This is a genomic window from Psychrobacillus psychrotolerans (assembly GCF_900115805.1).
Classification (GTDB): Bacteria; Bacillota; Bacilli; order Bacillales_A; family Planococcaceae; genus Psychrobacillus; species Psychrobacillus psychrotolerans.
Window position 1 is genome coordinate 172,557 of record NZ_FOXU01000005.1, and the last position, 14,857, is coordinate 187,413.

14 protein-coding genes are annotated in these 14,857 nt (G+C 38.2%); 9 read left to right on the forward strand and 5 right to left on the reverse strand.

The genetic code is table 11. The features are described from left to right. Nucleotides 1–42 precede the first annotated feature (42 nt). Together thrB and thrC are read right to left on the reverse strand one after the other, a co-directional pair. On the reverse strand, nt 43–954 hold the full coding sequence (thrB, locus tag BM260_RS11600) for a homoserine kinase (RefSeq protein WP_093537511.1): 912 nt from the start codon (nt 952–954) through the stop codon (nt 43–45). Further along, complete coding sequence (thrC, locus tag BM260_RS11605) at nt 954–2,012, reverse strand: threonine synthase (protein ID WP_093537512.1); 1,059 nt, start codon at nt 2,010–2,012, stop codon at nt 954–956. Before thrC ends, thrB begins: the two co-directional genes overlap by 1 nt. Nucleotides 2,013–2,192: 180 nt before the next feature. Here thrC and BM260_RS11610 point away from each other — a divergent pair, with 180 nt between their 5' ends. The 4 genes from BM260_RS11610 (at nt 2,193) to BM260_RS11625 (ending at nt 5,999) form a co-directional block, all read left to right on the forward strand. Further along, complete coding sequence (locus BM260_RS11610) at nt 2,193–3,395, forward strand: MFS transporter (RefSeq protein ID WP_093537513.1); 1,203 nt, start codon at nt 2,193–2,195, stop codon at nt 3,393–3,395. Between the two features lie 95 nt (nt 3,396–3,490). After that, complete coding sequence (locus BM260_RS11615; protein WP_093537514.1) at nt 3,491–4,021, forward strand: DNA topology modulation protein; 531 nt, start codon at nt 3,491–3,493, stop codon at nt 4,019–4,021. A 105-nt stretch (nt 4,022–4,126) separates the two neighbouring features. Next, on the forward strand, nt 4,127–5,398 hold the full coding sequence (locus BM260_RS11620; RefSeq protein ID WP_093537515.1) for an acetyl-CoA hydrolase/transferase family protein: 1,272 nt from the start codon (nt 4,127–4,129) through the stop codon (nt 5,396–5,398). Between the two features lies 1 nt (nt 5,399). Beyond that, entirely contained in the window at nt 5,400–5,999 is a 600-nt protein-coding gene (locus BM260_RS11625) for a DNA-3-methyladenine glycosylase (protein WP_093537600.1), read from the forward strand. A gap of 623 nt (nt 6,000–6,622) precedes the next feature. Here the strand turns inward: BM260_RS11625 and BM260_RS11630 are convergent. Both BM260_RS11630 and hmpA read right to left on the reverse strand, forming a co-directional pair. Next, nucleotides 6,623–7,387, reverse strand: coding sequence for a GNAT family N-acetyltransferase (locus BM260_RS11630; protein WP_245762712.1), 765 nt, complete (start codon nt 7,385–7,387; stop codon nt 6,623–6,625). A 183-nt stretch (nt 7,388–7,570) separates the two neighbouring features. Continuing rightward, a complete protein-coding gene (gene hmpA, locus BM260_RS11635; protein WP_093537517.1) occupies nt 7,571–8,758 on the reverse strand; it encodes an NO-inducible flavohemoprotein in 1,188 nt (395 codons plus the stop codon). Nucleotides 8,759–8,912: 154 nt separating this feature from the next. On the opposite strand from hmpA, the gene BM260_RS11640 reads away from it, so the two are divergent. The 4 genes from BM260_RS11640 (at nt 8,913) to BM260_RS11655 (ending at nt 12,722) form a co-directional block, all read left to right on the forward strand. Beyond that, nucleotides 8,913–9,362, forward strand: a complete 450-nt coding sequence (locus BM260_RS11640) for an RrF2 family transcriptional regulator (RefSeq protein ID WP_093537518.1) — start codon at nt 8,913–8,915, stop codon at nt 9,360–9,362. Nucleotides 9,363–9,400: 38 nt separating this feature from the next. Further along, nucleotides 9,401–10,330 (forward strand): manganese-dependent inorganic pyrophosphatase, encoded by a 930-nt coding sequence (locus tag BM260_RS11645; protein WP_093537519.1) that lies wholly within the window; start codon nt 9,401–9,403, stop codon nt 10,328–10,330. 240 nt (nt 10,331–10,570) lie between these two features. Continuing rightward, nucleotides 10,571–11,218 carry a DsbA family oxidoreductase gene (locus tag BM260_RS11650; RefSeq protein WP_093537601.1) on the forward strand — a complete coding sequence of 216 codons (648 nt, stop codon included), beginning with the start codon at nt 10,571–10,573 and terminating at the stop codon, nt 11,216–11,218. A gap of 106 nt (nt 11,219–11,324) precedes the next feature. Further along, nucleotides 11,325–12,722, forward strand: a complete 1,398-nt coding sequence (locus BM260_RS11655) for an alanine/glycine:cation symporter family protein (RefSeq protein WP_093537520.1) — start codon at nt 11,325–11,327, stop codon at nt 12,720–12,722. A 90-nt stretch (nt 12,723–12,812) separates the two neighbouring features. Here BM260_RS11655 and BM260_RS11660 read toward each other — a convergent pair whose 3' ends face one another. Continuing rightward, a complete protein-coding gene (locus BM260_RS11660) occupies nt 12,813–13,169 on the reverse strand; it encodes a DUF2500 domain-containing protein (RefSeq protein ID WP_245762713.1) in 357 nt (118 codons plus the stop codon). Nucleotides 13,170–13,269: 100 nt separating this feature from the next. Between BM260_RS11660 and BM260_RS11665 the strand changes: the two genes are divergently transcribed. After that, nucleotides 13,270–14,802 carry an FAD-dependent oxidoreductase gene (locus BM260_RS11665; protein WP_245762714.1) on the forward strand — a complete coding sequence of 511 codons (1,533 nt, stop codon included), beginning with the start codon at nt 13,270–13,272 and terminating at the stop codon, nt 14,800–14,802. Nucleotides 14,803–14,857: the final 55 nt, after the last annotated feature.

The following is a 14,857-nucleotide window of genomic DNA, read 5'->3' on the forward strand; positions in this document are numbered from 1 at the left end:
TTTATAATGGAATGTATAACTTCTGACTAGTGAAAGTTTCCTTTAGTGGGCATTCTCTGTATCTTTAATCGTAACGACAATACCTGTGCGATTCATAGGTACTTCAACGAGATTATAATCAGGAAATTGACCTTTTAACTTAGAGATGAAATCCTGTTCTGTTCCTTTTTCCACTAACGAGAGCAGGGTAGGTCCTGCACCACTGATACAAGTTCCATAAGCACCCGCTTGTTTAGCTGCTATTTTTATCTCTTTGCTCTGTGGAATCATATCAAGTCGGTAAGGCTCGTGTAACAAATCCTGTTCCATATAAGTTCCAACCTGTTCAAAAGCTGATGATAGGAAAGCCGCAGTTAATAAGTTTGCGATTGCACTTGCTTGTGCTGCTTCTTGACGTGAATAAGAATCCGGTAAAACTTGTCTCGCCATTGTTGTTTTTAATTCGAAGTTGGGTATAAATAACACAAATGAGGCCTCGATGTGATTTGCATGAAATACATTTATCTCCCCGTTTGCTGCATTAGAAGAGATGGTAAAACCTCCATAAATGGAAGCTGCTGCATTGTCAGGATGTCCTTCCATTAGTGTTGCAACTTTTAGTTTATCCTGTGCAGTTAGATGTAATTCCATAATTTGATTGGCTAACTCAATACCAGCAACAATGGCTGAAGCACTGCTCCCCATTCCTCTTGCTAGTGGAATTTCACTCTTCACTCTCACTGTGCATGGAGGGAGGGAAAAACCATGTAACTCGGCCGTTTTTTCGGCTGCTTGGACAATTAAGTGATCTAGTGGGTTTGGAACATCCGGAAGATTACCGGACAAGTTAATGATTTTCCAATCAAATCCTAATTCGACTTCCAGTTCTAAATATTTGTCTAGGGCGATACCGATGGAGTCAAAGCCTGGTCCAAGGTTCGCTGTACTTGCTGGTATTGAAATACACCAAACCATTAGACTAGCACCTCCTCTATAAATGCGCTAAGAGCTGAAGCATTACTTTCAAGTTTATGGGGCTCAGCAACTTTAACATCAATTGCAGTTTGTGGATCCTTTAAGCCATTGCCAGTTAATACTGCAACTACTGTACTTCCTGCTGCTATTTTTCCTTCTTTTACGGAACGTAGTAGTCCAGCTATTGAAGCGCATGAGCCAGGCTCTGCGAAGATGCCTTCTCTGCTTGCGATTAGTTTATAGGCTTCGATAATTTCATCATCCGTTACAGCTTCGATGACACCATTAGATTCATCGCGGGCAGCTTCAGCACCTTTCCAACTTGCTGGATTACCGATACGAATTGCAGTAGCAATTGTTTCAGGGAATTCGATAGGTTTTCCTTGTACAATAGCAGCAGAGCCTTCTGCCTCAAATCCAAAAATTTGAGGTAAACCTGTTTGTTTTTTGTCGTTATATTCTTTGAAACCTTTCCAGTAAGCCGTAATATTACCGGCGTTTCCTACTGGTATTGCTAGATAGTCTGGAGCTATTCCTAACACATCGCAAATTTCAAAGGCAGCAGTCTTTTGTCCTTCAATACGATATGGGTTAACTGAGTTCACTAGTGTAATAGGAGAGGTTTCGCTAATTGCGCGTACCATATCGAGTGCTACATCGAAGTTTCCTTCTATTTGAATAACCTCTGCTCCGTACATATATGCTTGAGCTAATTTTCCTGCAGCTACTTTTCCTTCGGGTATAACAATAACTGCGCGCATTCCAGCACGAGCCGCATAAGCAGCAGCCGCGGCTGACGTATTTCCTGTAGAAGCACAAATAACTGCTTTGCTTCCTTCTTCTTTTGCTTTTGCAACTGCAAAAACCATCCCTCTATCTTTAAAAGATCCAGTAGGGTTTGCTCCTTCTACTTTCACATATACTTCGACGCCTAATTCTTTTGAAATATTTTCTAGTTTAATGAGAGGAGTATTACCCTCCAGCAAAGTCAATTTAGGGGTATTTTCTGTTACTGGTAAAAACTCCTTATATTCTTCGATTAGTCCTTGCCAAGCCATGATGTATTCCACCTCTCTGTTCTCCTCGAACAAACATATGTATTTGTATAAAGGACATTTTACTCTAATAAAGTGGAAAAAACAAGGTAAAATTTATATTGTAACTTTGATATTGGATGCGTATACTAAACAGGTAAACTAAAAACTTTACAGGTGTAAAGACAGGAGTGAAAAAGTAGCATGAAAGAACAAAAAAAGATATCAAAAAATAAATTACTCGGGATAGCAGGACTTGCATGGATGTTCGATGCAATGGACGTTGGGATTCTTTCATTTGTAATTGCAGCCTTAGCGATAGATTGGAACTTATCACCAGAGCAAATGGGATGGATTGGTAGTGTCAACTCTATTGGAATGGCAGTAGGGGCTCTTGTTTTTGGAGTTTTTGCAGACAAAGTAGGACGTAAGAAAATATTTATGATTACATTACTGTTGTTTTCTATTGCAAGTGGATTGTCCGCACTAACAACAACACTTGCGGCATTTTTAATTTTAAGATTCTTTGTAGGAATGGGTCTCGGTGGAGAGCTACCGGTAGCGTCAACATTAGTATCTGAAAGTGTGGAAGCAAAAGAACGAGGAAAAGTAGTTGTTCTTTTAGAAAGCTTTTGGGCCGCAGGATGGATTATTTCCGCAATCATTGCCTATTTTATTATTCCTGATTACGGTTGGAGAATTGCTTTAATAATTACTGCATTACCTGCATTTTATGCAATTTACTTACGTTTAAAATTACCCGATTCGCCTAAATATACAGAGAAAAAGTCCGAAACTAGAACGATTATGCAAAATATGAGTGAGGTTTGGTCAAAGAAATATGCGAAGCGAACGTTAATGTTATGGATAGTATGGTTTACAGTTGTATTTTCCTATTATGGAATGTTCCTATGGTTACCAAGTGTAATGGTCATTAAAGGATTTACGCTTATTAAAAGCTTTGAATATGTATTGATCATGACGATAGCTCAATTACCGGGTTATTTCTCAGCAGCTTGGTTAATAGAGAAGGCAGGACGTAAATTTGTATTAATTACATATTTATTGGGAACTGCGGCAAGTGCATTCGTCTTTGGTTCTGCGGAGACAACAACGCTATTGATGGTTTCAGGAATTCTTCTATCATTCTTTAACCTTGGTGCATGGGGAGCCTTATATGCATATTCTCCAGAGCAATATCCAACTGTCATTCGAGCTACTGGTTCTGGTATGGCTGCCTCTGTTGGACGTATTGGAGGCATTTTAGGACCTCTATTAGTTGGGACTCTAGTTATGAGAGGCTATGAAATTGGCTACATCTTCACTATTTTCTGTATTGCGATTGTAATCGGAGTATTGGCGGTACTGTTCCTAGGCACAGAAACAAAACAAATAGAATTAGAGTAGAAAACAAAACCTGTTCCTCCTTGGGAGCAGGTTTTGTTTTGCCTAAGGGTGAAAACATAGTAAAATGAAGAATGGCTATACAAGGGGCGCAGAGGATGTATCAATTAAAACATAAACGCATACTCATCATCGGTTCAAGCGGTGCTGGTAAGTCTACATTGTCCAAACAATTATCTAAACAATGGGGTTTGCCTTTAATACATCTCGATACCCTTTTTTGGAATGAGGGTTGGGTCCCTACACCAAAGCCAGAATTTCGTGGAAAAATTCAAGAAGAGTTAAAAAAGGATAAATGGATTATAGATGGAAATTTTGATTCGACATTAGAGTTGCGGGCTTCCTATGCAGATTTAATAGTCTTTTTGGATTTCTCTAGAGTATTATGCTCGTACAGAGTCTTGAAGAGAGCATGGATCTATCGGGGTAAAACACGACCGGATATGGCTGTGGGCTGTAAGGAAAAAATGGATATGGAATTTGCAAAATGGGTATGGCGTTTTCCACAGGATGTACGTCCGCATACCCTCGACATATTAAGGAACGTCAAAAATACAGATATATGCATTTTAAGAAATCCTAAAGAAGTAGAAGGATTTCTAATGACTGCACCAAGTAGTAAATCGTGAAAAACGCTGGACGGATAATTATTTGTAGAAGTTTATCCACAGGTCGTAGATTTTATGATTTCTAAGAGCATAAAAAAATATCGAATACCATAGGAGTATGCCAATATGAATAACAAACTACTAACAGCACAACAAGTAATCGATTTGATTCCACATAATGCAGATATTATTCTTCCACTAACGAACGGTGAACCACATAAATTACTGGACATTTTAGAAGATCGAGCACATCAATTAACGAATGTGAAAATACATCAACTGCTTGCATTGCAATCTAGAAAGTATATGAATGGTGCGTTTCCTGGGCAACTACACCATGTCTCTTACTTCTTAAGTGGGGCAACAAGAAAACAGTTTTACCAAGGTTTAGTAGACTTAGTGCCAAATCATTTTCATGAAATGCCTCGTATATTAAAAAGCTCCACAAATCTCTCCATGATTATGGCTGTTGCTTCACCAATGGACGAATTTGGTTACTTTTCACTTGGAACACAAGCAGATATCGTAAGTGAGTTTATCGGTACAGTACCATTTATATTAGAGGTAAACCAGCATATGCCTCGTACTTTTGGCCAAAACCAAATACACATTAGCCAAATAGCAGGATTTGTTGAAAATGATCGTCCTTTATTCGAGGATGTTGCTGCTCCTATTGGTGAGAAAGACATGAAAATTGCTGAGTATGTGACGGAGTCGATTGAAAATGGAGACACGCTCCAAATAGGTATTGGCTCAATTCCCAATGCAGTAGTAAGCTTGTTAAAAAATCATCGTCATTTAGGAGTTCATACAGAAATGTTCGTCGATGGCATTGTTGATTTAGTACAAGCTGGTGCTATAGATGGTACACAAAAGTTTACGAATAAAGGGAAGATTATTGCAACATTTGCTCATGGCTCAAAGAAAATGTATGACTTCCTAAACAATAATCCTTCGGTAGAGTTTTTACCTGTCAGTATTGTGAATGACCCAAGAGAAATTGCTAAAGAAGAGCGAATTGTTTCGATTAATGCCACTACCGAAGTTGACCTATTCGGGCAATGTGCTTCCGAAACAGTAGCTGGAAAGTACTATTCATCTACTGGTGGGCAAGCTGACTTTGCTCGTGGTGTTCGATTTGCTAAAGAAGGAAAAGGCTTTGTTTGTATGACTTCTACAGCAAAAAATGATGAAATTTCTCGTATAAAACTAAGTCTTAGTCCAGGTTCAGTTGTTACGACTTCTAAAAATGATGTAGATATGATTGTTACGGAGTACGGAGTAGCTAAAATGTTTGGAAAACCAATTTCAGAACGTGCGAAACAACTTATCTCGATAGCACACCCGAAATTTAGGGAAGAGTTAACATTTGAAGCAAAACAAAATGGTTATATTTAATATGGAGCCAATTGATGTAAGTTTCTTTCAACAACCGACTCTAGAGCTTGCCCGCCAATTATTAGGCAACTATATTGTTCATGAGCATCCAAGTGGATTAATAATCGGTAGGATTGTAGAAACGGAAGCGTATATGGGACCAGATGATCGAGCCGCGCATAGTTTTGGAAATAGAAGAACGAAGCGCACAGAGATTATGTTTGGTGAGCCAGGTTTGATATACAGTTATCAAATGCACACCCATACCCTGATCAATGTTGTCTCGGCACCTCCAGATATTCCTAATGCGATATTAATCCGTGCTGTGGAACCAGTAGAGGGCTTAGAATTGATGAAGGAATTCCGTAATGATCTTCCGATGAAGCAGTGGACGAACGGACCCGGAAAGCTAACAAAAGCCATGGGTATATCCATGGAACATTATGGTTCCCATTGGACTGAGAAGCCTTTGTATATAGCAGAGGGTGAGCCAGTAACCGCTGTATCAACGGGTCCGAGAATAGGCATCGAAAACAGCGGAGAGGCTGTACATTACCCCTATAGATTTTGGGAAACAGATAATCCATTCGTATCAAAAACAAGAAAACCAGTGAAGACCTGAAATTAGGTCCTCACTGGTTTTGTTGAAAGATAAGAATTTATAAAAAGGTAACGTGAACATTGAGTTCATGAGACTTAAAAGAATGAATAATACTATTGATTTCCGTTACATGTGGACGCTTTCTGCGGGCGAGGCCGAGTCTCCTCGTACGCTACGCTCCCTGCGGGGTCTCGACTTTCTCGCTTATCCCGCTGGAGACGCCACATTTCACTACAATCAACTAAGTGAGTAGTACTCCACTATAAGATTTGGCATAGCCTCTCGCTTAGATGAAAAGAGTAGTCAAAGTTAATAGAAGGATAAAACCTTCTGCCCGGCTAGGAATACTATTTTATAATGAAAGAAGAAAATAAATCTTCATTTTTCAGAGTCCATTTTATTATTACTTTTTTTAAGATAAAACAAGTATTCTTAGGTGGTTTTATATCCAATTATTCGTGTATATAAAGTGGTCATAGTTGATTGGAGCGAAGAGCGGCGACTCCAGTGGGAACAGCGCGAGCTGAAGACCCTGGACTGAGCATAAGCGAAGGAAGCGGCTGAAGCCGTGCCCACGGAAAGCGTCCGCTCGCAGCGAAAATCAACGGCATATCTATGTTTCTTAAGTAACTTAGTTCATTTCCTTAAATCTGTTTCCCCATGTAATATTCATCAACGAATTGGTCATTTATAACCAATGCGTTTTTTCGAGTGCCCTCTAATTCAAACCCCAGTTTCTTATACAGCTTTTGAGCATTCGTGTTTTCTTTAATAACCGTAAGTTCTAGCTTAGAAATACCAGATCCCTTTGCCCATTTCTCTCCTTGAAGCATGAGTGAAGAAGCAATTCCTTTCTTAGAGAAGGCCTGTTTGACCCCGATAACTACGGAAGCTCGGTGGACAGCACGGGGAGCAGGACCTCCGATAAACTGTACATAACCAGCATATTGGCCATTCATAATTGCTAAAAGTAAAGTAGAATTTGGTGAAGTTTTCCAAGTGTTCATGCTTTTACGGATACTTTGGACTGTTAATTGTCTATCTGCTTTTCCAAATAGCATAAAATCAGTCTCGGTAAAGATAGTTTCTTGTAAGTTAATGAAAGGGCGAGCATCCTCTAAATCAGCTTCCCGAATTATAAGGATATCCTGACTATCATCATCAGAATTCCGTTCATTGGATTCATGTAAAATACTTTGGAAATGAATGGCTTTTCCAAGATCCACGTTTTTTACAGAATACCCAGATTCGGTCCATGCAAAATAATGAAGAGCAGGGGGCTTTGTTTTTTTCCACCAGCTACTACTTAAATAGGCGGCATTCGGCAGAACATGACCAATAATTGCTTCAATTTCAACATATGTTAATGTAATTTCTTGGGTAGTCGATTGTTTAAAAAAGGCTGCCAATGGAATGTACTTGCTCTCGGAATTTTTGGGCATTGAACATGTTCACTCATTTCTTCTGAATTAGGAATATATCCTAATTATAACATTATTGTTGATAACTTCACATCTCTCGCAATGTATAATTATTCCATTATAAAAAAGTGTCACTCCATATAGAAGTGACACTTTTTTGAGATTATTTTATTAAGCGTTTGCCAGCTCTAATTGTATGGCAGGTCCAAAGAATTCATAATGAATTCTTTCATTTGGAACTCCTAATTCCAATAAGTAGTTGATCATAGCTTCCATAAATCCTGTTGGACCACAAACGTAAACGTCACCATCTGCAATAGTATGTTCTTTAAGCACGTCTTTCGTGATAAAACCATCGCCACTTTCAGAGTAAAGTGTTACATATTTTGCATCATCCATATTTTCCGTTAAAGAACGGATATCTTGGTCAAATGGATGCAAGTTCTCATTGCGGGCACTATAGATAAAGGATACAGGACGGCTCTGGTTGTTTTTTGCAACCGTCTCAAACATACTCATCATTGGTGTGATTCCAACCCCACCACTTACAAAAGTAACTGGTGTTGTTTGTGATGGATCTAAAACGAAATCTCCCGCTGGAGCGGTAAGCTCTACTTTATCGCCAACTTTCACATTATTGTGAAGGTGAACCGATACTTTACCCTCGGGGTTATTTTCATCCTCTTTTTTTACAGAAATACGGAAAGATTCATTGTCCGCAGCTTTTGATAAACTATATTGTCTATTCATCAAGTATTTTTCACCAGGAATACTCACTCGAATCGTGATGAATTGACCAGGTTCATAAGATGGAACTGCTGAACCATCAGCAGGTTTTAAGTAGAAAGAAGTGATATTATCACTTTCTTTTACTCTTTCGGCAATAACGAAATCCTTGAAGAATCTCCAACCGCCTTGCTTGGATTCCGTAGCGGTATACATTTCTTCCTCAATACCGATAAATGCATCAGCGATTACTCCGTATGCCTCTGCCCAAGCATTGATAATATCATCGGTTGCTGCATCACCTAGTACTTCTTTAATAGCACCGAGAAGATGCTCACCAACGATTGGATAATGTTCAGGTTTGATACCTAAGCTTACATGTTTTTGACCAATTTGTTTTACTACAGGAATGATTGCAGCAAGATTATCAATATGAACAGCAGCAGCATAAACGGTATTAGCTAATGCAGTTTGCTGACGTCCTTTTGCTTGGTTAGCATGATTGAATATATTTAATAATTCTGGATGAGCTTCAAACATATTTTTGTAGAAAGCGGTGGTAATAGCGACACCATGTACTTCTAAAACGGGTGCTGTAGATTTTACAATATCAATTGTTTTTTGAGATAACATTCTAATCCACGTCCTTTTCTTTGTTTATATCCACAATATACTCCTGTAATTTTTTAAAAGCAATATTTAAAATACATCTTTAATAAATCAGACACATTTATACCACAATGTTGTCAAAATCGTTATAATGATATGGAAGAATGGCGGTGGCAATATGAGAATGACTATGTATACAGATTTCTCACTTCGCGTGTTAATATACCTTGGAGCACAGGAAAAGGATAAACTCTCTACAATACAAGCTATATCAGATGCATATGGTATTTCTAAAAACCATTTGATGAAAGTGACCCATGAACTTGGAAAGCTTGGATATATACAAACTGTTAGAGGTAGAGGTGGCGGCATCCGTTTAGCGATGGAACCGGAGGATATTAATATAGGACAAGTCGTAAGGCATACAGAGGACGATTTTCATCTCGTCGAATGCTTTGATTGTCAAACAAATAGTTGTGTTATAACCCCAGTTTGTGGGCTACGGGCAACCCTTCGCTTAGCGCTGAATGCTTATTTAAAGGTGTTAGACGAATATACGCTTCAAGATTATCTGCATCAAAAGCATAAACTAGCAGATTTACTTTTCAATGACACCCAAGATGTATGATAAAATATAATCGGAAATAGATTTTAGGAGGATTATTCATGACAAAGGTACTCGTTTTTGGTCATCAAAACCCAGATACAGACACAATTACATCAGCAATCGTTTATGCACACTTAAAAAATCAGATTGGTATGGAAGCAGAGGCGGTTCGTTTAGGTGATATAAATAATGAAACGAAGTTTGCTTTAGAAAAATTTGGCTTCGACTCACCAAGACTTATAGAAAACGTATCGACAGAAGCAAAAAAGGTCATTTTAGTTGATCATAACGAAAAACAACAAAGTGCAGAGGGTATAGAAGAGGTTCAAATAACAGAAGTAATCGATCATCACCGTATCGCAAACTTTGAAACAGCTGACCCACTATATTATCGTGCTGAGCCAGTAGGCTGTACAGCAACAATTATCAATAAAATATATAAAGAAAAAGGCATAGAAGTGCCTGCAAATATTGCAGGATTAATGCTTTCTGCCATTGTCTCAGACACATTATTATTCAAATCACCTACTTGCACAGAGGAAGATATAGTAGCTGCAAGAGAGTTGGAACAAATTGCTGGAGTCAATGTAGAAGAGTACGGACTTGCAATGTTAAAAGCAGGGGCAGATTTAAGTGACAAGAGCTTAGAAGACCTGCTTACACTAGATGCTAAAGAGTTTGGAATGGGCGAATCGAAAGTAATCATTGCACAAGTAAATGCTGTAGACGTCAATGATGTAATGGATCGTCAAGTTGAACTAGAAGAGTTAATCACACGTGAAATCCAAGAAAAAGAATTAGATTTATTCTTCTTTGTTGTAACGGACATCCTAAATAACGATTCTGTAGCATTAGCTCTAGGAAAATTAGCGTTAAAAGCAGAAGCGGCATTCAATGTGCCATTTGTAAATAATACCGCCCTTCTAAAAGGTGTAGTATCCCGTAAAAAACAAGTAGTACCGGCTCTTACAGAAGCTCTAGCTGAATAAAAATCGCTAAAAAACGATGCATTTAATTTGCATCGTTTTTTCTATTACAGGTAATTTCACCTCAAGTATCCCCTCCCGTTTAAAGGGATTTATTTGCGGTTATATATTGGTTGTTAGTTTAGTGGAATATTTGAGATAACTGCTCGTTTATTTTCTTAATTTAGTCCACTCATATTATGAGGCAGTAATTTTGAATTCAAGATTTGTTCCTATTACAATGTAGAAGAGGTGATGATGATAATGAAAATTGAAGTTTGGTCCGATTTTGTATGTCCTTTTTGTTATATTGGAAAGAGAAGGTTAGAAGAAGCTTTAGAACAAACCGGTTTTGCTTCACAAGCTCAAGTAGAATTTAAAAGCTTTGAATTAGATCCGAATACACCAAAACAATCAGATAAAACGATGTATGAAGTGCTAGCAGAAAAATATGGTTCTACTGTAGAAGCTGCGAAAACGATGACAGCAGGAGTAGTAGAGCAAGCAAAAACTGTAGGTCTTGATTATAATTTTGAAAAAATGAAGCCTGCCAACACTTTAGATGCACATCGGTTAGTAAAATGGGCATCTGCACAAGGTAAAGCAAAAGAGGCTAACGAGCTATTGCTACATGCTTATTTTATCGAAGGAAAAGCAATTGGAAATAATGATGTACTGTTGGATCTGATGGAATCGCTCGATCTATCAAGAGAAGAAGCAGAAAAAGTATTAAACTCTAAGGAATACTTAGCAGATGTACGTATAGACATTGCTAAAGCAGGACAAATCGGAGTCCGTGGAGTACCTTTCTTTGTCATAAACGACAAGTATGCCATTTCAGGAGCTCAACCAACGGAAACATTTGTTGGTGCCTTACAAAAAGTAGTAGAAGAAGAAGGACTTCAAGCCTAAAATATAATAATGCCATTCCACTAAACCAATAGGAATTATTCTATTGGTTTTTATAATGAGTGAAAAGGGTATATAAACAAAGTTAATAAAATTGGAGGAGAAAATTATGGACTGGTTAGGGAACTTAGTCGATGGAGTAAATAATATTTTATGGACTTACATATTGATAGCTTTGTTAATAATCGCTGGACTGTACTTTACTATTGGTACGAAGTTTGTACAATTTCGTCTGTTTGGAGAAATGTTCCGACTGATTGTTGAAAAAAAGGAAGAAAAGGGAGGAGTATCACCATTTCAAGCTTTTACCATTAGTACAGCTTCCCGTGTAGGGACTGGGAACATTACTGGTGTAGCACTGGCAATTGGTGTTGGTGGACCAGGGGCTGTTTTTTGGATGTGGATTATTGCAATTATCGGGATGGCAACTGCTTTTATCGAGAGTACACTTGCCCAAGTTTATAAGGTGAAGGACGGAGATACTTTTAGAGGTGGACCTGCATATTATATGGAGAAAGCATTGGGCACACGCAAATTAGCAATCATATTTAGTATTCTATTAACGCTATGCTTTGGCTTTATCTTTAATGCGGTTCAATCTAATACAATCGCTGCTTCAGTAGGGGATGTATTTAGTATCCAGCCTTATGTAATAGGTATTTTGCTAGTATTGTTAACCGCAACCATTATATTTGGAGGAGTACATAGAATTGTTAAGGTGACACAAGTCATCGTGCCAGTAATGGCTATATTTTATTTAATCGTCGCGATGTATGTCGTGGTGACGAATTTCACAGAAATTCCAGCAGTATTTAGCTTGATCTTTACGGAAGCATTTGGTCTTCGAGAAGCAGCAGGAGGAACTCTTGGTGCTGCAATCATGCAAGGGGTACGTCGTGGACTATTCTCCAATGAAGCTGGTATGGGGAGTGTGCCAAATGCGGCAGCGACTGCAAGTATTTCACATCCTGCTAAACAGGGCTTAGTACAAAGTCTAGGAGTATTCTTTGATACGATTATTATTTGTTCAGCGACTGCTTTCATAATTATTTTGGCGGGTCTCTATAAGACCGGAGAAAATGATGGAATCGTGTTAACTCAAAACTCATTGGCCGAACATGTTGGTAGTTGGGCACCATACTTTATCGCGATTGCAATAATCTTCTTTGCGTTCAGTTCTATTATAGGAAATTATTATTATGGTGAAACGAATATTGAATTTATCCATGCGCATAAGGGTTGGATGACCGGTTACCGTATGCTAGTACTAGTTATGGTGATGTTTGGTTCTATCGCACATGTACAACTCGTATGGAACTTAGCGGATCTATTCATGGGACTAATGGCGATATTGAATATTGCAGTGATACTTTTACTTGGAAAGACAGCATTCCAAGTGCTTAATGATTATACGAAACAACGTAAAAAGGGAGTAAATCCAGTATTTTATGCAAAAACAATTCCTGGGTTAAAGAACACCGAATGTTGGGAAGAAGAGGATCGTTAAAGTCAGCGGCAAAAGCAAAACTTATTAGGACAGTTTAACAGTATACGAACCCTCAAAAACCGTGCAGCTCCATTTGGAGAATGCACGGTTTTATTTTCTTTCAAAAGAATGATATCTAGTTCCTTGGAATGTTAATACACCAAGATCATCCTCTGCTAACATTCCGTATTCTTTTCCACTAAGCTGTAACTCCAAACGATCGCCACTATCAAACTGAAAAGTAATATAGTAGGTTGTTGAAGCTGAACTATTGCCTGAACCACCACGTGTATTAGCACGTTTCGCCACTATTTGAGCGGGTACAGATAACTTAGGAGAGTTATTGTTTTTGTTCCACTGTTTTACACTGCTAATAATCGCAAAAATAATAAATCCAAAAACTATGACAAATACAGCACCGATAAAAATAGGAGCAAAACCTACAAAATATAAACCAAAAGTATCCACAGTCATTCCCCTTACTAAAACTGTTTTTCTGTTATACGCAAAAAAATGAATAAAGTTTCATCAATAGATAGACACTGTAGTAAAAAGGAGGAAATACACATTGTCAGATCAAATTTTACCCACAGAATCTAAATCCTACTGGAGAGCAAATAATGACTTTCCATTATTCTCTAAAATAAACAACAATATCGAAACGGACATTGTCATCATTGGTGCTGGTCTTACAGGTATCACTGCTGCATATTTGTTAAGTAATAGCGGTCGAAAGGTGATTGTGGTAGAGGGTAGTCGAATATTAGAAGGTACTACGGGATTCACAACTGCCAAGGTGACTGCGCAGCATGGTCCTATCTATCAGCAACTAATTTCTACTTTTGGAGAAGAAAAAGCGAGATTATATTATGATGCAAATACGCAAGCAAAAGAATATATCAAACAAACGATTGAACAATTGAACATTCACTGTGACTACGAGACGATGCCTGCTTATATTTATGCAGATACGGAGGTCGGTATAGAAAAAGTAGAAAAAGAAATGGAAGCTTATAACACTCTAGGAATAGAAGGTGCTTCCTTAACAAAGGATACTGGACTTCCTTATACAGTGAAGCAAGCACTTAAGTTAGAAGATCAAGGGCAGTTCCATCCGATAAAATATGCAAAAGCTTTAATGGAAAAAGCAATCGAAAACGGTGTGGAATTTTATGAAGAATCTCGTGCTAAGACTGTGAAATCGAACACAGTAGAACTAATGGAAGGACAGCATATTCGAGCAAACAAAATACTAGTATGTAGTCATTTCCCGTTTAATGATGGGGATGGTTTGTACTTTGCTAGAATGCATCCTGAACGATCTTATGCTCTAGCTTCTATCGCCCCGACTAATTATCCAAAAGGGATGTATATAAATGTAGAGAAACCGACCAGATCTGTACGAACTGCGTTAGGACAAGATGGTAAAAGGTATTTGATATTAGGTGGAGAAGGACATGTAACTGGACGATTCGAAGGAGATACCAATGTAAATTATGAAAACCTCGCAGCTTTTGGTCGAGAACAGTTTAAGGTGAAAAATTATGATTATCGTTGGTCTGCTCAGGATTTAGTGACCTTAGATCAGCTTCCTTATGTCGGTACAATGACAGCGGGGAAGACTGATGTATTAGTAGCTACGGGTTATGCTAAATGGGGTATGACAAATAGTACAGTTGCAGCACAAATAATGGCAGATCTAGTGCTTGAAAAAGAAAATCGGTATATAGAGTTGTATGATCCAACCCGATCTAAGATGAAAAAAGAAGATATCACCAGTTTTGCTAAGACGAATGCAAGTGTTGCAAAAGAGCTTGTTAAAGGAAAGACAGAGTTACTAGATTTGAAGCTGGACGATTTAAAAAATGGTAGTGGAGATTTAATAATGCTAGATGGCAAAAAGGTCGGTGCCTATAAGGATGACCAAGGAAAAGTTTATTTGGTAAAACCGGCGTGTACTCATATGGGCTGTAATGTCTCCTTTAATAATGCAGAAAGTTCATGGGACTGCCCATGTCATGGTTCTAGATTTAGTTATAAGGGTGATGTACTCGAGGGACCAGCATTTGAACCGTTAGAGAAGGTTAAATACGGGGAATAACAAAAGTGACATATACATTTCCTTTTAAATAATTTGATTACAAAGGAGTTACCCA